14 protein-coding genes are annotated in these 17,086 nt (G+C 65.1%); 10 read left to right on the forward strand and 4 right to left on the reverse strand.

Going from position 1 to position 17,086, the window contains the following annotated elements; all coding sequences use genetic code 11:
- Positions 1–171: 171 nt before the first annotated feature.
- From CAL15_RS02080 to CAL15_RS02095, 4 genes are all read right to left on the reverse strand, one after another.
- The gene (locus CAL15_RS02080; protein ID WP_086077116.1) at positions 172–1,314 is read right to left on the reverse strand and encodes an alpha-hydroxy acid oxidase; all 1,143 of its coding nucleotides are present in this window, start codon (positions 1,312–1,314) and stop codon (positions 172–174) included.
- Positions 1,311–2,573: a flavin-containing monooxygenase gene (locus CAL15_RS02085; protein WP_086077117.1), complete on the reverse strand. Its 1,263-nt coding sequence runs from the start codon at positions 2,571–2,573 to the stop codon at positions 1,311–1,313. The genes CAL15_RS02080 and CAL15_RS02085 overlap by 4 nt, the downstream gene beginning before the upstream one ends.
- 28 nt (positions 2,574–2,601) lie before the next feature.
- On the reverse strand, positions 2,602–3,345 hold the full coding sequence (locus CAL15_RS02090) for a class II aldolase and adducin N-terminal domain-containing protein (protein WP_086077118.1): 744 nt from the start codon (positions 3,343–3,345) through the stop codon (positions 2,602–2,604).
- A 120-nt stretch (positions 3,346–3,465) separates the two neighbouring features.
- On the reverse strand, positions 3,466–4,569 hold the full coding sequence (locus CAL15_RS02095; protein WP_086077119.1) for a TauD/TfdA family dioxygenase: 1,104 nt from the start codon (positions 4,567–4,569) through the stop codon (positions 3,466–3,468).
- Positions 4,570–4,887: 318 nt separating this feature from the next.
- On the opposite strand from CAL15_RS02095, the gene CAL15_RS02100 reads away from it, so the two are divergent.
- The 10 genes from CAL15_RS02100 to CAL15_RS02140 all read left to right on the forward strand — a co-directional run bounded on the left by CAL15_RS02100 (position 4,888) and on the right by CAL15_RS02140 (position 16,908).
- Entirely contained in the window at positions 4,888–5,940 is a 1,053-nt protein-coding gene (locus CAL15_RS02100; protein WP_157666573.1) for a Bug family tripartite tricarboxylate transporter substrate binding protein, read from the forward strand.
- A gap of 299 nt (positions 5,941–6,239) precedes the next feature.
- Complete coding sequence (gene gspG / locus CAL15_RS02105; protein ID WP_198299215.1) at positions 6,240–6,677, forward strand: type II secretion system major pseudopilin GspG; 438 nt, start codon at positions 6,240–6,242, stop codon at positions 6,675–6,677.
- Positions 6,678–6,686: 9 nt separating this feature from the next.
- Positions 6,687–7,739: a type II secretion system minor pseudopilin GspK gene (gene gspK / locus CAL15_RS02110; RefSeq protein WP_086077122.1), complete on the forward strand. Its 1,053-nt coding sequence runs from the start codon at positions 6,687–6,689 to the stop codon at positions 7,737–7,739.
- Between the two features lie 26 nt (positions 7,740–7,765).
- Positions 7,766–8,995 (forward strand): type II secretion system protein GspL, encoded by a 1,230-nt coding sequence (gene gspL, locus CAL15_RS02115; protein ID WP_232468196.1) that lies wholly within the window; start codon positions 7,766–7,768, stop codon positions 8,993–8,995.
- Complete coding sequence (gene gspM / locus CAL15_RS02120) at positions 8,992–9,618, forward strand: type II secretion system protein GspM (RefSeq protein ID WP_086077124.1); 627 nt, start codon at positions 8,992–8,994, stop codon at positions 9,616–9,618. Before gspL ends, gspM begins: the two co-directional genes overlap by 4 nt.
- Positions 9,615–12,386, forward strand: a complete 2,772-nt coding sequence (gene gspD, locus CAL15_RS02125) for a type II secretion system secretin GspD (protein WP_232468100.1) — start codon at positions 9,615–9,617, stop codon at positions 12,384–12,386. The genes gspM and gspD overlap by 4 nt, the downstream gene beginning before the upstream one ends.
- The gene (gspE, locus tag CAL15_RS02130; protein ID WP_086077125.1) at positions 12,383–13,840 is read left to right on the forward strand and encodes a type II secretion system ATPase GspE; all 1,458 of its coding nucleotides are present in this window, start codon (positions 12,383–12,385) and stop codon (positions 13,838–13,840) included. Before gspD ends, gspE begins: the two co-directional genes overlap by 4 nt.
- A complete protein-coding gene (gene gspF, locus CAL15_RS02135) occupies positions 13,840–15,042 on the forward strand; it encodes a type II secretion system inner membrane protein GspF (protein ID WP_086077126.1) in 1,203 nt (400 codons plus the stop codon). Before gspE ends, gspF begins: the two co-directional genes overlap by 1 nt.
- A gap of 571 nt (positions 15,043–15,613) precedes the next feature.
- Positions 15,614–15,775, forward strand: coding sequence for a hypothetical protein (locus CAL15_RS24305; RefSeq protein ID WP_157666575.1), 162 nt, complete (start codon positions 15,614–15,616; stop codon positions 15,773–15,775).
- Positions 15,772–16,908, forward strand: a complete 1,137-nt coding sequence (locus CAL15_RS02140; protein ID WP_198299125.1) for a substrate-binding domain-containing protein — start codon at positions 15,772–15,774, stop codon at positions 16,906–16,908. Before CAL15_RS24305 ends, CAL15_RS02140 begins: the two co-directional genes overlap by 4 nt.
- Positions 16,909–17,086 lie beyond the last annotated feature (178 nt).

Raw genomic sequence — 17,086 nt, forward strand, 5'->3', positions numbered from 1 at the left:
GGGATAGAGATATGTCCTGCGTCGCGCAGGCAGAGAAGGTCAGCAAAGCGCGTGCCAGGGTGAGTGCATCCCCCGTGGCGGGCGGGGCACGAGGCATGCCGCGCGCGGTCCTGCTTTCAAGCCTTGGAAATCATGCGTCTTCGAAGACTGACGAAGGCCGGGGCGCCATGGCTACTTCATGTGCAGGATTTCCCGCCCCACCGACCGTATGTCGGTCTTCCCGCAGAACGCCATCGACAGGTCGAGTTCCGTGCGGATGATGTCCAGCGCGGCCGCGACACCCCGCTGTCCCATGGCGCCCAGCCCATACATCATGGCCCGGCCGATGTACGTGCCGCGCGCGCCGAGCGCGACCGCCTTCAGCACATCCTGCCCGGAACGGATGCCGCCGTCCATGTGCACTTCAATGTCGCGGCCCACCGCTTCCACGATCGCCGGCAGGCTGGATATCGAGGACGAGGCGCCATCCAGCTGGCGTCCGCCGTGGTTCGAGACGACGATGGCGTCGGCGCCGGACTTCACCGCCAGCCTCGCGTCATCCGGATGCTGGATGCCCTTGACGATCAACTTGCCGTTCCAGCGGCCGCGTATCCATTCGATGTCCCGCCAGGACAAATGCGGATCGAACTGTTCCCTGGTCCAGTCGGCCAGCGAACGCATGTCGTCCACGCCCTTCACGTGGCCGACGATGTTGCCGAACTGGCGGTGCTTCGTGGCCAGCATGTTCCAGCACCAGCGCGGCTTGGTGGCCAGGTTCGCGAGATTGCGCAACGTGGGACGAGGCGGGGCGGACAGACCGTTCTTCTTGTCCTTGTGGCGCAAGCCCATCACCTGCAGATCCATCGTGACCACCAGTGCCGAGCAGTTGGCGGCCTGCGCCCGATCGATGAGGCTCTCGACGAAGCCCCTGTCCCGCAGCACGTAGAGCTGGAACCAGAACGGGTGGCGGCCGGTCGCCTCCGCCACGGCTTCGATGGGGCAGATGCTCATGGTCGACAGCGTGAACGGAATGCCGGCATCCCGTGCCGCGCGCGCGGCCAGGATCTCGCCGTCGGCATGCTGCATACCGGTCATGCCCGTGGGCGCGATGGCCACCGGCATGGCGACGGGCTGGCCCACCATGGTGGTGGCGGTGCTGCGCACCGCAATGTCCAGCGCCACGCGTTGGCGAAACTCGATACGCTGGAAATCCGCCTCGTTGCTGCGATAGGTGTACCCGGTCCACGAGCCCGTATCCACGTAGTCGTAGAACATGCGCGGCACGCGCCTGCGCGCGAGCGCCCGCAGGTCTTCTATGCAGGCGATGTGCTTCATGCCCGCGCTGGCGCCTCTTCGAAAGTCCGGTACCCTTCCTGCATCGCGATGTGGTCGGCGATGTACTTGGCGTCGTGCCAGGTGCCGTAGATGAAGGACGACGCCCGATTCACCAGGTTGGGCAGCCCCAGGAAATAGATGCCGCTTTCGGCGGAGATGCCGCGCTTGTGGAAGGGCAGGCCGTTCTCGTCGAAGGCGTTCACCTTCAGCCAGCCGTAGTCGAACTTGAAGCCCGTGGCCCACAGAATCGTCGTGATCCCTGCTTGCTTCAGGTCGAGGCTCATGACGGGATTCGTCAGGCACTCCGGGTCCGGAAGCAATTCCCAGGCGGCCGGCTCGGGCGGGAAGGGCAGCCCGTTCTCTTCGATGTAGGCGTCGGCATCGCGCAGCACGTCGAAATAGGCACGGTCGCCCTCCGCCACATTGCGGGCCAGGCCTTCCGCGAACTCGATGACGCCATCGCGGTACGACGCGGTAAGGCCCACCAGCGTGATGCCGCTGTGGGCCAGGCGGCGGAAGTCCACCGTCCTTCCTCCCTCGTAGCCGCTGACCGCGAAGGCGACGTGCGCCTTCTTGGGCTTGATCCTGACTTCATCCCACAGGCCCAGGGCGCCGAGCCACCAGCAATAGTCGCGGCCGCGATAGGAGCGGGGCGGGCGGTAATGCTCGCCCACCGACAGATAGACGGTTCGGCCCGCCTGGCGCAGCTCTTCGGCGATCTGCGAGCCGGATGCGCCGGCACCCACCACCAGCACGGCTCCATCGGCCAGCTGCCGCGGGTTCTTGTAGGCCGAGGAATGCAGTTGGTGTACGCCCGCATCTTCGGGAACGAAGTTCGGATAGGACGGCAACTGGAACGGGCCGGTCGCGACGACGACGTTGACGGCATCGATCACGCCTTGCGACGTCGTCACCTTGAAGCCGGGCCGCCCCGCGTGACGCTCGACCTGCGTAACCTCGACCCCCGTGCGGACAGGCGCCGAGATCATCTCGGCGTAGTCCTGGAAGTACCGCGCCATGCGTTCCTTGCTGGGAAAACTGCCGGGGGCGATGTCGTCGAACTTCATCGACGGGAAACGGTCGTGCCACGCCGGCCCGTTGGCTACCAGCGAGTCCCATCGCTCCGATCGCCAGCGTTCCGCGATGCGATGCCGCTCGAGCACGACGTGTTCCACGCCCATGAGCGTAAGATGCTCGCTCATCCCGATGCCGGACTGTCCCGCGCCGACCACGACGGTGTTGATTCTTTCCACTGACATTTTGCGATTCCTGTAGATGTCTGTCGCGTCAATCTGCGTATGACGGATCTTCCTTGTCCAGCAATCGCTTCATCTCTTCGAAGTGCGCTACCGAGAAGTCCTTGATCTTTTCCCAGTCCTGCGCGGTGCGTTCCGCGACGGCATCGGGCAGGCAGCGTAGCGGCTGTCCGGTGGCGTAGGCGGTGGCAAGCACCTGGCAGGCCCGCTCCAGCGTGTACATGTCATCGAAGGCTTCTCCGATGGTGTCGGCCGTGATCAGCACACCGTGATTGCCCATCAACAGGCGCGATTTGTCGGCGAGCAGCCCGACCAGGCGCTCGCCTTCGCTGGCGTCGTCCGCCATGCCGCTGTACGCCAGATCGATCGCCATGCGGTTGAAGTAGCGAGCCGTGTTCTGATCGATCGGAAGAATGCGCGGGTCGGCAAGCGTGGAGATGGCCGTGGTGTACACGGGGTGCAGATGCATCGCCACCTTGACGTGGGGCAGCTGCTTGTGCAGCTGGCCGTGTATTGCCCACGCCGTCACGTCGACCTGGTGTGTGGCGATATCGTCTTTCGACGAATCGGCGTCGAGCAGGATCAGGTCGCTGGCCTTGATCGTCGAGAAGTGCTTCCACTTCGGATTCAGCAGGAACTGCTTCCCGTCGGCGCTGACCGCCGCGCTGAAGTGATTGGCCACCGCCTCGTGCATGCCCAGCTTGGCAAACAGGCGAAAGGCGGCGGCAAGGTCGACCCGCAGGGACCTTTCGTGCTCGGAGATGGTTGAAGTCATGTGTGCGTGTTGATTCCCGAAAGGCCGGTCGCAACAGGCTGGCGTTTCGGCAGGGCGTGGTATGGGTAGTCCGCGGCGCGGATGACATGGCGATTCGTCACCCGCGCGGCCGGCATCAGGTCAGATGGGATTGATCAACGGCGATCGGCCCGGCAAGGCGCCGCCGCGCAGCGCGCCCGATTGCGCGGATCCCCATTGCACGGCGTGGCCCGGCGGCAGCTCTCGGCTTTGCGGCGTCGTCAGCCAGATGCGGAACAGCAGGCGCTTGTTGGACGTGCCGGGCTCGTCCGAGAACGACGTGCGGCCGTGATAGGTGACATGCTGGTTGATGAACTGCATCTCGCCCACGGCGAACGGCATCTGGATGCAGATTTCCTCGGCTACCTCGTGCAGCAGGTCCAGCGCCTCGTTCTGGATATCCGTCATCTTCGGCACGCCCTCGACTTCCTGGGCTTGATTGACGTAGGTGCGCGAGTATTGCGAGGTGAAGTCACCCTTGGGCCCGATCGAAAAGACCGGCAGCGGGAACACCTTGTCCGCGCGCTCGCCTTCCTCGTCCAAAGGGCGCATACGCCAGTACGGTTCGTGCAGCACGGCCAGCAGATCGGGGCGACGGCGTCCGATCTCGTTGTGCACCGCGACGCTGGATACGACTTTCGATTCGCCGCCCGCGATGCCGTTCGTCACGCACATGAGCGCGAGCAGGTCCGTCTTGTCGGTGTGGAAGCGCAGCGCGGTCGACGAGGCCGAGATGGTTCGCGCGGAACGCATCGGCGTGGCGCCTCCTTCGCCCGGTTTCTGGTATTCGAACTTCTGTCCGCCGGTCAGGTCCTCGACGCGGCGCACGATCTCGCCTTGCCAGGTCTGGTAGACCGGCGTGCCCAGGTGAACGGAGATGCCCCAGAAGATGCGCTGGGCTTCGTCGGGCGTCATGTCCTGCATCGGCAAGCCGGAGATCCGCGCGATCCCATGCCCTCCTTCGAGCGTCGAGCTAAGCCAGCTCAGCATGGCTTCCATGCCCTGCGCCGGGAAATCTTCAGCCGGGAAGCCCGCCACGGGGCCGCCGTTCTCGGCGACGTGCGCGGCCGCGCGGCGCAGTGTCTGGATCTCAGCGTCGGACAGCGCCCAACGCCACGTCGGATCGGCAAGCAGTCTGCTGCCAGTCCACGCGTATGGCCCCTCGATGGGCGCGAGGTGTGAGGGCTGAAGTTCCGTACTGTTCATTTCGTGCCTGAAGAGTTGGGGGCATGACGTCCAGCGCCGTGATGACTTGCACGCCGATGATCATCGCGCCGTAGCGGAAGAAGAAGGAGCCGGGTCGATCCGCCGACCTCGGCACCCCATGATCGTGACAACGAGAGCCATTGAAATACGGGCCTCCGGTTGTCGAAAGAAGTGTTTTCGGATGCCGTGAATAGGAAATTTCGATGCAGCACCAGCGCAGTGCCGTCATGCCTTGGCCTGGTGCGGACAATGCCCCACTCGAGCGAATAGGCGAATCCGTCGGCATGCATCAGGAAAGGCTTCTTTCCGGTGCCGGGCGTGAGCGATAGCTTTTGCATTCCTGCCACCTATCGTTCATCCACCATGACCGTAAAACTCACCCGCCGGCAAGCGCTGGCCGCGTCGCTCTCCGCGCTCGTCCCGGCGCTTCTTCCACGAGTCGTTTTGGCGCAGCCGAATAATTGGCCGAACAGGCCCGTACGAATCGTCGTGGCGTTCGCTCCAGGCGGTCCGGTCGACATTTTGGCGCGCCGCGTGGCGGCAGATCTCGAAGCCCAGTTCAAGATGCAGTTCGTCGTGGAAAACGTCGCGGGCGGCGGTGGACGGATCGGCACGCGGCAGGTGTCGCAGGCCACCGGAGACGGCTACACGCTGCTCGCAACGAGTTCCGCCGCATCCGCCAGCGCGCCGGCGCTGTTCCCCGAAAAAGAACTCGGCTACGACGCGGTGAAGAGCTTCAGCCAGATCGCCTTGATCGGACAAGGCGTGGTCGGCTTCATCGTGAAAAGCGATTCGCCCTGGCAGTCGGCCGCGGACCTGGCCAAGGCCGTCAAAGCGTCTTCGAAGCCCCTGTTCTATGCGACGGGCGGCGTCGGCTCATTGGGTCATCTGGCAGCGGCCATGGCCGAGCAGACCTTGGGCCTGGACATGGATCACGTGGCGTATCGCGGATCGGCGCCGGCCCAGGTGGATCTGCTTGCCGGCAATATTCCCCTCATTTGCGACACGCTGCTGCCGCACATGGCGCAGATCCGCAGCGGCGCGCTGAGGGTTATTTCGGTCTTCTCCCCCGAGCGGCTTGCCATTCTTCCCAATACGCCGACGTTCGTGGAGCAAGGCTGGCCCAATCTCGTTGCCAGTTCCTGGTTCGGCTTCTGCGGCAGCCCGGGCATTCCGACGGACATCGTCGATCGCCTCAATGCCGCCATCGGGAAGTATGTGGCGAAGCAGGAGACGAAGACGTGGATGCTGGACCAGGGCATCACGCCGGACGGTACGCTATCGCCCGGCCAGTACAGGGATTTCGTCGCCTCGGAAGTGGAGCGGTGGACGAAGGTGGTGAAGGCGGGGAATATCCAGGTGAGCGCGTAGTCTGCTGGTTTGATTGGCAGGCTTGCTTACACGGCTGTTTGAATAATAGGGGCGGTGACGGAGCGCCAGCCTAGACGCTCTGCTGCCGCTTTCCTTAATTCGACTCCAACGTGGCAAGTAGATTGCCAGTCATTTACCAGTCTTGCCCAAGATAACCATAAATAACCCGCAATACTGCCCAAAACCGCCGCCGATATACCCATATATCCCCGAACATCTTCCACTCCATTGAAACTTGGCCTTGTTAGCATTTTCCAGCTGTAAAAGCAGACTGCCTGGAGATGTCGATGGCCATCCAAATGTCCGGCGCGCCTCGGTCGCCGCGAGCACAAGCGGGCTTTTCCCTGATCGAGATAATGATCGTGGTGGTGATCATGGGCGTGCTAGCCGCCCTGATCGTGCCCAATCTCATGGATCGGCCCGACCAGGCGCGGGCCACGGCGGCGCGCCAGGACGTAGGCGCCATCATGCAGGCGCTGAAACTTTATCGGCTGGACAATGGCCAATATCCATCGTCCGCGCAAGGCTTGCGCGCGCTGGTCGAAAAACCCACCACGGGTCGCGCGCTGCCCAATTGGCGCACGTATCTTGAACGCTTGCCCGACGATCCTTGGGGCTCGCCTTACCATTATCTGAATCCCGGCACCAACGGCGAAATCGACGTTTTCAGCCTTGGGGCCGATGGCGAACCCAATGGCGAAGGCGTGAATGCCGACATCGGCTCGTGGCAGCTGTAGGAAGCGGCCATGCGCGAACCGGCGGACGAGCGCGTCGCTGGCCTGACCCGGTCTTGTTCCGGCGTGCCGGCCAGGCCGCAGCGCGGCATGGCGGTGGTCAGTGTGCTGCTGATCGTGGCCATCATCGCCATATTGGCTGCCGGGTTGATGGCCACGCAGGCGACTGCCATCCACACGGCGCAGTCGGAGCAGTCCCGGGCACAGGCCCGATGGCTGTTGCGCGGCGAGGTCGCGCGGGCGCAGGCGGCCCTGTACCAGGAAATGCGGCAAACCCCCTCCACTCGCCTGGACGGTTTATGGAACCGGCCGGTCGTCGGACGCGTCGTGGGCCAGTTCGATGGCGGGGTGGCGCAGGTGTACTCTGAAATCACCGACGAGCAGTCCAAGTTCAACCTGCGCAATCTCGTCAGCGGCGGCCAGGTCGATGCGGATGAAGCGGAATCGTTTCTGCGGCTGTGCGCATTGATTGGGCTGCCGCAGGACCAGGCCATGCGTGTGGCTCGGCGTGTCGTGCTCAGCCTGGTGGAAGCATCGCGTACTGACGGCCAGGTGGCCCCACGGACGCCGGCTCAGATCGAAGAAGAGAAACGCGCTCAGGCGGCAGCGGAGCAACTGGGCATTGCCACCTTGCCCACCCGCGAGCAGGCGCCGCGGTTGCGCACGCTGGACGACCTCGTGGCCGTGCCGGGCATCGAGCGGGGCACCGTCGAAGGTCTGCGCCCCTACGTCACCATCCTGCCCCACCGGACGCGCTTGAACGCGAACACGACGAGGCCCGAAGTGCTGGCCGCGACCATACCCGGCCTGTCGCTGGATCGCGCCCGCGCCTTGCTGCAGGCCCGCGACAGCGGGCAGTGGTTCCTGCATCGCGGCGACTTCATCAACCGTCTGCAGATGCGGGACATGGTCAGCTCGGCGCAGGTGCGGGTCGGCGTGACCAGCCGCTGGTACCGGTACTCGGGCGCCTTGCGTACGCCGAGACACACGCTGCTGATGCAGGCGCTGATCCACGATGACAAGCAGGTCCTGCCGCAAGTCGTCTGGCTGCGCGAGGGGGCGTGATGCGCAGGAAGGTGCCACTCTTGCGCGTGGTCCTGCCCGCCGCGCAGACAGGCCAGGACGATCAAGCGGTGACCGTGCACGCGGCCTGGCAGGTTGGCGATGGTCGCTGGCAGGGCGCGGCACATCGCGGCCTGGCCGAGGTCGCCGCCAGCTATGAAGCCAGGCGGCTTGAAGTGTGTCCGCATCCGGTCGACGTGTCGATGGCGCAACTCGAACTGCCGCCGCTGCCGGCCAAGCGGCTGCGCGCGGGCGTTCATGGCGCCGTCGAGCTCATGGGGCTCGGTCCGTCGGGTGATCTGCTCATCGCTTACGGCGCGCAAGACGCTTCCGGGCGGGTACCGGTGGCGTGGATGCCCACCGCAGTGATGAGCCACTGGTTGGCAGCCTTGCAGCGTCACGGCATGCCCGCGCCATCAGCCGTGCTGCCTCCTCCCGCATTTCTTCCCTTGCCACCAGACGTGGACGGCGCCAGCGTTGCCGTCTTGGACGGCTGGTTGATCGTGCGCAGCGGCGCGAACAGCGGCGACCTGTTGCCGCTGCCTGCGGCCGAGCGTACCCGCCAACTGTGCGAGCAGAAACTGCGCGACGCGATGCCTGCCGTTCAGGCCGTCTACTGGAGCGATTGGCCGACAGATTCCGAAGACCGCAGCGCGGTGGACGGCGAGGCGGCCCCGCCTTCCGGCAGCAGCACGGCATGGAACTGGGCGTTCCCCGTGGCCCGGCAGGGATCGAGTGCCGACAGGGCGTGGATGCGTCCTGCCCTGGGTTGGGGCCTGGCCGTGGCGGCAGTGTGGCTCGTGGCGCTCAACCTCCATGCCAGCCGCGTTGCCGAACAGGGCCGGCAGCTGTCGCGCCAGATGGCCGAGCAAGTGAAGGCCGCGTTTCCGCAGGTTTCGGTGGTGCTGAATCCATTGCAGCAGGCTCGGCAGCTTGTCGAAGCGCGCCGGACGGGCACCGGAGACCTGGATGAAGTTGGCCAGATCGCTGGCCTGTTGCGGGCGTCAGCGGCATTGCTGACACAGAGTTCCGGCCAGGTACGGCAAGTGACGTTCGAAGCCGGCACGTTGCATGTCCAGTGGCGTCAGGGTGCGGTGCTGCCTGCCGGCGAGCTCGAGCGTCTTCAGTCTCAAGCGCAGGAGCGCGGGGTGGGCGTGCAGGCGGAGCCTGACGGCATTCGTTTCACTGTGGCGGCCGATGGCGCCAAGGAGAGCGGCCCGCCGAACGGCCAGGCAGATACTGCGGAGCCGCGGCGATGAAGGTCCGCTCCGCTGGCTTGTCGTTGCGCCGTCCATCGGGCATGCGGCTACCTCGCTCCATGTGGTTGAGCCGCATGCGCGACAAAGTTCGTGCAAGACTGCAGCCCGCGGCGTCGCGGCTAGTCGCGCAATGGCGCGGCCTTTCGGAACGCGAGCGCAGGCAGGTAGTGCTGTTGGCCATCGTCGTCGTTGCCGCCGCGGCTTGGCTATTGCTCGTCAAGCCAGCCCTGGACGCCTTGCGTCACTGGGATCAGGAGATGCCGCGGCTGCGGTCGCAGGCGGCTGCGCTGCAGACGGTGCTGGCCGAGACAGGCATACGCCCGGTTTCGCCACCGTCCGGGAACGGAAACGACGATCCCATCTCGCGGGTGCGTGCAAGCCTGGATGCCGCCGGACTGACGGGCACCTACACGCTGACGCAAGAGGCATCGGCATTGCGCATCACCTTCAAGTCCGTGGACGCCCAGCAGTTGACTCATTGGCTGCTCACTTTGCCCCCCGCTGATCTGCCGATCACCCAGGCGACCCTTGCGCGCATCGACGCGCCTCAGGATGGCGCCGGCACCCACATATCCGCAACCGTGCTCGCCAACGCGCCCCTACAGGCTGGACCCGCACCATGAGATTCATTCCTCTACGTCTCACGGGCATCGCCGTGATGAGCTGCTGCGTCATGGTCGCGGGCTGCGCGACATCCGACAAGGAGGCGCCGCTGTTTCGCGAAGGGACCTATGTGCCCAGCAGCAATGCGCCCGAGGATGGAGCGGCCCAAACCAGCCCTGTCCAAGCGTCAGGTCCTCAGCCGGCTACGTCTTCGACGTCCCGTCCCAGCGACGGCCGCGTCATCCGGCCGCTGTCCGGCACCCGCGGCGCGGCAACGCGTCCCGCTTCCTCACCGCCGCCAGGCGCTGGCGGTGGCGCGGCCACGGACGCGCGGGACAAGGTGCTGCTCAACTTCGACAACGTCGAGATCCAGTCGGTCATCACCGCGCTGTCGCGCTTCCTGGGCCGCAACTTCCTGGTGGATCCGCGCGTCAAGGGGCAGATCACCCTGGTGTCGGATGGCGAGATCGATGCGGCCACCGCTCATCGCATGCTGGTCGCCGCGCTGCGCATGCGCGGCTTCGCGCTGGTGGACGTGGGCAGCGTCACGCGCGTCGTGCCCGTGGCCGATGCCAAATTGCAGGGCGGCGGCGTGGACGAGCCCGATCCCGGTTCGGGAGTCCAGACGCGCACGTTCCGCCTGGCGTACGAAAGCGCCGAAGGAATGCTCGCGGTGCTCAAGCCCATGATCGCGCCGGAAAGCAGCATTGCCGCCTACCCCGCCAACAATACGCTGGTCGTCACCGACTACGTGGAGAATCTGGATCGCCTCGGGCGCATCATCGAAAGCATCGACACGCCGACGTCGCTCGACACCGCGGTGGTCAAGGTCTACAACGGCGTGGCTGTGGACATCGCCGGCCTCGCCATGGAGCTGCTTCAGGAAGGCGGCAAGGAAGCCCGGCGCGAGATCGCGGTGCTGGCCGATCCGCGCTCCAACAGCGTGGTCATCCGCTCCAGCAGTCCGTCGCTGACCTCGCTGGCGCGCGACCTGATCCTGCAACTGGACAATGCGCAGGAAGACCCCGGCAATCTGCACGTCGTCTATCTGCGCAACGCACAGGCCACCTATCTCTCGCAGGTGCTGCGCGGCCTGCTTACCGGCGAGTCCGGCGAGAACGCGCTGGGCGGCTCCGACAGCACGCGCGCCGCGTTGGGAGCGGGCGGCATGTCCAGCGGCGCGGGCCTGGCCGGCGCGGCGAACACGTCGGCACAGGGCGCGGGCGCTTCGAGCAACAACCGCTCGTCCGCCAGCGGCAGCATGACGACGGGCGGCAGCCAAAGGTTCGCCGGCACCGGCGGCGCGACGGGACAGCAGGGCGCGCCAGGGCAGGGCACGGGCACCGCCTTCTCTGCCAATGGCGTCACGGTCCAGGCCGATGCCACCACCAACACGCTCATCATCTCGGCGCCCGAACCCATGTATCGCAGCCTGCGGCGCGTCATCGATCTGCTGGACCAGCGGCGCGCGCAGGTGCTGGTGGAAAGCCTGATCGTCGAAGTCGTGGAAGAAGACGCGGCCGAACTCGGCATCCAGTGGATGCGTCACGGCGGACGCGTGTTCGGCGGCACCAACCTGGGCGGAGCGGGACTGAACGTCAATGCCACGAACACGATCGACCTGTTGCCGCGCGGGCTCAATGTGGGCGTGATCGACGGCACCATCAACCTTCCCGGCGTGGGCGAGATATTGAACCTGGAAGTGCTGGCCCGCGCCCTGCAGACGCGCGGCGGCGCCAACATCCTGTCCACGCCCAACATACTCACGCTGGACAACGAGGCCGCGTCCATCATGGTGGGCAAGACCGTGCCCTTCGTCAGCGGCCAATACATCACGTCCGGCAGCGGCGGTTCGGACAATCCGTTCCAGACCGTCGAGCGCGAGGACATCGGCCTGAAGCTGCAGATACGGCCGCAGATCTCCGAAGGCGGAACGGTCAAGCTGGACATCTATCAAGAGGTCAGCAGTATCGACACGCAGAACTCCGGCATATCGGGCATCGTGACCAACAAGCGTGCGCTGGACACCAGCGTGTTGCTGGACGACGGGCAGATCATGGTGCTGGGCGGACTGCTGGAAGACAGCGTCAGCAACAGGACCGACGCGGTGCCGGTGCTGGGCGACATTCCGGTGCTGGGCGCCTTGTTCCGCTATCAAAGCCGCCAGCGCGTCAAGACCAACCTGATGGTGTTCCTGCGGCCCTACGTGATCCGCGACGCCCACGCCGGCAGGGGCCTCACGCAGGACCGCTACAACTTCATGCGCACACAGCAAAGCCACGCGCAGCCCGGCCGCAACCCCCTGCTGCGGGACATGACCGCGCCAATCCTGCCGCCGCTGGACGTGCCGGTCGCCGGCCGCCCCGCCGCTTCATCCGTGGACCTGCGTCCCGAGCAATGGGAGCGGACCCGTAATCAGCCGGCGCCGCCCACCTTGCTGTCCAGCGAACGCCGCCAGGCGCCGCGTCAGGCCGAGCCCGAACCTCCGCAGACCCGATCGCGCCTGCCCTCGAACGTCGGCGTGACCGGCGATCCGGCGACGCTGTACGCGACGTCCGAGTCGAACAAGACCGTGGTGCAGATCGCCGACGTTACTCAGGAAGACGAGGCGGTGCGCATCACGCGCCGTGTGCGCATCAGCGGCATGCCGGCCTATGTCGTGACCGGCCCGGGCGGCACCGGCTATGCCGTGCGCGTGGACCTGCCGCGCGAGGCGAAATCGGTCGATACCGCGGTGGGCGTACTGCGCGAGCTGGGTTACCGGCCCGAGATCGTGGTGACGCAATGAGCGAGGCCGTGCGCGCCGATGCGAGGCTGCCCCATGCATGGGCACGCGCGCATCGCATCGTCGCGCAGGCCGACGACGCGCAAGGCGTACGCCTGGTCGTCGGCGCACGCACGCCGGGGTGGGCCTTGGCCGAAGCCATGCGCCAGACCGGCGCCACCGCCTGGGAAGAGGCCAGCGACGCCGACCTGGACGCCCTGCTGGCCAATGCCTATGCCGAGGCCGGCAGCGCCGCCGCGGTGGTGGGCGCCGCCGAGTCCGAAGTCGACCTGGAACGCCTGATGCAGGACATGCCGGCGGTGACAGACCTGCTCGACGCGCAGGACGACGCCCCGGTCATCCGCATGATCAATGCGCTGCTGGCGCAGGCCGCGCGCGACGGCGCAAGCGACGTGCATTTCGAGGCCTTTGAAACGCACTCCGTGGTGCGCTACCGCGTCGACGGCACCCTGCGTGACGTGGTGTCCCCGCGCAAGGCCCTGCATGCCGCGCTGATCTCCCGCATCAAGATCATGTCGCAGCTGGACATCGCCGAGAAGCGCATCCCGCAGGATGGCCGCATCACGCTGCGCGTGGGCGGGCGCCCCATCGACGTGCGGGTCTCCACCGTTCCCACGGTGCATGGCGAACGCGCCGTGCTGCGCCTGCTCGAGAAGGATGCGGGCCGTCTGCAGCTGCAGAAGCTCGGCCTGGCGCCCGACACCCTGGACGGCCTGACGCGCCTGATCCGCCAGCCGCACGGCATCGTGCTGGTCACCGGCCCAACCGGCAGCGGCAAGACCACCACGCTGTACGCGGCCCTGGGGCAGCTGGACAAGTCGACCCAGAACATCCTGACGGTGGAAGACCCCGTCGAGTACGACCTGCCCGGCATCAACCAGATACCCGTGCACGGCAAGATCGGCATGACCTTCGGCGCCGCGTTGCGTGCCGCGCTGCGGCAGGATCCCGACAACATCATGATCGGCGAGATCCGCGACCTGGAGACCGCGCAGATCGCGGTCCAGTCGTCCCTGACGGGCCATGGTGTGCTGGCCTCGCTGCACACCAATGACGCGGTGTCGGCCGTGACCCGGCTGACCGACATGGGCATCGAGCCCTTTCTGCTGGCCTCTTCGCTGCTGGGCGTCCTGGCCCAGCGCCTGGTGCGCCGACTGTGCCCCGAATGCCGCCAGCAGGTGACACTGGCCGATGGTTCGGTGCGTTGGCAGTCCGTGGGCTGCGCCCACTGCAACGGCACGGGGTTCAAGGGGCGCACCGGCATCCATGAACTCTTTGTCATCGACGACGAAGTCCGCCGCCTGATCCACGATGGCGGCAACGAGCAGGCCATGCGCGACGCCGCGCGGCGCCGCGGCATGCGCAGCATGCGCGAGGATGGCCAACGCTGGATCGACGCGGGAGTCACCACGCCCGAAGAGATCTTGCGTGTCACCCGGGACGACGGAGAGTCGTGATGCCGCGTTTCCAATTCGACGCCGCCAATGCTACAGGGGCCATCCAGTCGGGCACGATCGAGGCCGAGTCCTCTCGCGCCGCGCGCCTGCAATTGCGCGAGCGCGGCCTGACCGCGCTCGAGGTGCGTGAAGCCCCGGCCGGCACGGGCCTTTCGTGGTTCAGCCCCAAGCTGTCGGCCAGCGACCTGTGCTGGGCCACGCGCGAACTGGCCAGCCTGCTGGGCGCGCGGTTACCGCTCGAGGCCGCGCTGACGGCCACCATCGAGCAGGCCGAGAAAAAGGCGGTGGCGCAGGCGCTGACCGACGTATGCAATCACGTGCGCGGCGGCATGCGCTTTGCCGACGCGTTGGGCGAGCGGCCGCGGGATTTTCCCGACATCTATCGCGCGCTGATCAGCGCGGGCGAGGATTCGGGGGATCTTGCCCGCGTGATGGAAAAACTGGCGGACTACCTCGAGAACCGCGATCAACTGCAGAGCAAGATGATCACCGCGTTGATCTACCCGGGCGTGATCGCGTTCGTGTCGGTGTGCATCGTGATCTTCCTGCTGGGCTACGTAGTGCCGCAGGTGGTCAGCGCGTTCACGCAGGCCAGGCAGGATCTGCCGACGATCACGCAGGTGATGCTGGCCGCAAGCCACTTCGTGCAGGAATGGGGGGCGATAACGGCTGGGTCTCTGGTTGGCCTTTTTGCGTTGTGGCGCCGGTCGTTGCGGGACGGCGGCAGGCGCTTGCGCTGGCACAGCCGGCTGCTGCGTATTCCGATGGTGGGCAGATATGTGCTGGGAGCCAATACGGCGCGGTTCGCCTCGACCCTGGCCATCCTGATGGATGCGGGCGTCCCTTTGCTGCGTTCCCTGGACGCCGCGCGCGACACCATGAGCAATGACCGGCTCAAGCGATGCGTGGTCGACACGACCGCGCGGGTGAGGGAGGGGGCGCCGCTGGCGTCGGCCCTGCGCGTGCAGAAGGTGTTTCCGTCGAACTTGATTCATATGGCGGCCAGTGGGGAGAAGACGGGAGAGCTGGCTCGGATGCTGGATCGCGCGGCGACGAATCTGGCACGTGATTTGGAGCGGCGAGCGTCGCGCCTGACTGCGTTGCTCGAGCCCATGATGATTCTTGGCATGGGCGGGGTCGTGATGATGATCGTGCTGGCGGTGTTGCTGCCGATCATGGAAATCAATCAGATGGTGCAGTAGCACCGCGGACGGCCGCGATTCGTTGCCGTGATCCTGCCATGGCGCGCCCACGAGCCCGTGCCTGTAACAACTCTGACTGCAAAAAGCCGGCGGGTTTTCAAGTGCCGGGCCGTCTTCGCACTAGGTCGACCTGATCCTGCAATGGCGGGCCGAACAGCGTAGCAGTCCGGTCCGCGTCGTCAAGCTATGTTTCCAGCTCGTCTGGGGCAGATGCTTGCTTCGTTCGCTGCATGTCCGGTGCGAAGTTGGGCAACCGGAATGAAAGGCTGCTTCGATGCTCGAGAAAGGCTGCAGGAAAAGCGTCTGGAACACCATATTGGGAAACTTCCGGAATCGAAGTTCCAAACATGACTGTCATGTCATGTAAGAGTTGCCACGTTTTGCCGTCTGATTTTTGCTTTGTTTATGTGTTGATGTGCGCGTGTCCTTAAGAAAAACAGGCACTTGGGTAAATAATCTAATAGGGATCGAAGGTAATCCCTCGGGGTTGTTTTGATGAATTAACGGTGGACTCAAAGCATGTTGGGTATTTTGATTTGAGAGTTGGGGTAATACTGATTTTCGGAATGTCATGGATTATCTGGAAGATGAACGTATCGCCAAAAGCGGCGATGAATGGCCCGCGCAAGGGCCATGGGCGTCGCGGATGAAAGGTCCCAATAATGACGCCCATTTCGATGATTGGTTCGCTTCCTTGATCTCAACTCAAATTGCTTTGAAGGAACATTCATGAAATCCGTGTTCAAAATGAAGATGCTGTCGGCCGTGGTCGCCGCTGGTCTGATGATGGGCGCCGGTGCGGCTTCCGCCCAGGTGGTCGGTGGCGGTGCGACGCTGCCCGAAGTTCTGTACAACGACCTGTTCACCAGCTTCGAAGACTACATCGGCGTCGGAAGCGGCGCCGGCAAGCGCGCGTTCTTCAACAACAATCCCGCCGAGTTCGGTCTGCCCACGGGCACCACCGTCGACTACGCTGGCAGCGATTCGCTGGTGAGCTCCACCGAAGCGAACAACTACGCGACCAACAACGAGGCCGCGTTCGGTCCTCTGATCCAGATCCCGTCCGTGTTGACCTCGGTCACGGTGCCCTACAACGTGTCGGGCGTGACGAACCTGAATCTGACCAGCGAGCAACTGGCTGGCATCTTCTCGGGCCGCATCACGAACTGGAGCGATGTCGGCGGTCCCAACCAGCCGATCACCGTCGTCTATCGTCCCGACGGCAGCGGCACCACCGAGATCTTCGCTCGCCACCTGAACAATCGTTCGGCCTCGGACTTCCCCTCTGTCAGCAATGTGTTCTGGACCGCTCTGGGTCTGCCCAACCAGGCTGCCCTGCCGTCCAATTTCGTAGCCGGCGATTCGCTCGGTACGACCGGCAGCGCCGGCATTGTCGAGGTGGTCGACGCGACCCCGTACTCCATCGGCTACGTGAGCCCGGATTTCGTGAACGAGTCCAGCAACGCCGAAGTGGCCCGCGTCAACGGCGTGCTTCCGACGCCCGCCAATGTGCAGACCGCCGTCGGCACGCTCGCGCCGCCCTCGCCGGCCAATCGCGCCAATCCGCTGGCCTGGGGTATTTCCATTGCCAACCCGGCCTCGGGCTACTCCATCGTGGCGTCGACGAACCTGATTCTGAGCCAGTGCTACGTCAGCACGCAGGACACCAGCGACATCCGCGACATGCTGGCCACCCTGTACGGCACGGCTGGCACGTGGGATGCCGCGATCGGTACGCACGGCTTCGTGCCGCTGCCGGCCAACTGGAAGACGGCGGTTCGCCAGACCTTCGTGGACCAGAGCAACAGCCTGGAACTGGCGGTCGGTCACCCGACGGAGTGCGCGAACCGCGGTCGCCCGCAATGATGATTGGGTAATTATCGCTTCCTAAGCGATAGCCCTGTCGTCGAAGCCGGACGTGCGTTTTTCGCATGTCCGGCTTTTTGAATGTTTGGTGTTGTTGATTTTTTTGAATCCTTATTTGATATTCCAGAGACGACAGACCATGTTTAGTAAACCAACCCCTCGGCCCCAAAGCAACGCA

Source organism: Bordetella genomosp. 13 (assembly GCF_002119665.1).
In the GTDB taxonomy this organism is placed as follows: Bacteria; Pseudomonadota; Gammaproteobacteria; order Burkholderiales; family Burkholderiaceae_B; genus Bordetella.

What these genes read in the sequence shown, in the direction of transcription:
- CAL15_RS02085 (WP_086077117.1), bottom strand. Translation starts at nt 2,573, where the DNA reads ATGTCAGTGGAAAGAATCAACACCGTCGTGGTCGGCGCGGGACAGTCC.
- gspF (WP_086077126.1), top strand. Translation starts at nt 13,840, where the DNA reads ATGCCGCGTTTCCAATTCGACGCCGCCAATGCTACAGGGGCCATCCAG.
- gspM (WP_086077124.1), top strand. Translation starts at nt 8,992, where the DNA reads ATGAAGGTCCGCTCCGCTGGCTTGTCGTTGCGCCGTCCATCGGGCATG.
- gspE (WP_086077125.1), top strand. Translation starts at nt 12,383, where the DNA reads ATGAGCGAGGCCGTGCGCGCCGATGCGAGGCTGCCCCATGCATGGGCA.
- gspG (WP_198299215.1), top strand. Translation starts at nt 6,240, where the DNA reads ATGTCCGGCGCGCCTCGGTCGCCGCGAGCACAAGCGGGCTTTTCCCTG.
- CAL15_RS02095 (WP_086077119.1), bottom strand. Translation starts at nt 4,569, where the DNA reads ATGAACAGTACGGAACTTCAGCCCTCACACCTCGCGCCCATCGAGGGG.
- CAL15_RS02140 (WP_198299125.1), top strand. Translation starts at nt 15,772, where the DNA reads ATGAAATCCGTGTTCAAAATGAAGATGCTGTCGGCCGTGGTCGCCGCT.
- CAL15_RS02090 (WP_086077118.1), bottom strand. Translation starts at nt 3,345, where the DNA reads ATGACTTCAACCATCTCCGAGCACGAAAGGTCCCTGCGGGTCGACCTT.
- CAL15_RS24305 (WP_157666575.1), top strand. Translation starts at nt 15,614, where the DNA reads ATGGATTATCTGGAAGATGAACGTATCGCCAAAAGCGGCGATGAATGG.
- gspD (WP_232468100.1), top strand. Translation starts at nt 9,615, where the DNA reads ATGAGATTCATTCCTCTACGTCTCACGGGCATCGCCGTGATGAGCTGC.
- gspK (WP_086077122.1), top strand. Translation starts at nt 6,687, where the DNA reads ATGCGCGAACCGGCGGACGAGCGCGTCGCTGGCCTGACCCGGTCTTGT.
- CAL15_RS02080 (WP_086077116.1), bottom strand. Translation starts at nt 1,314, where the DNA reads ATGAAGCACATCGCCTGCATAGAAGACCTGCGGGCGCTCGCGCGCAGG.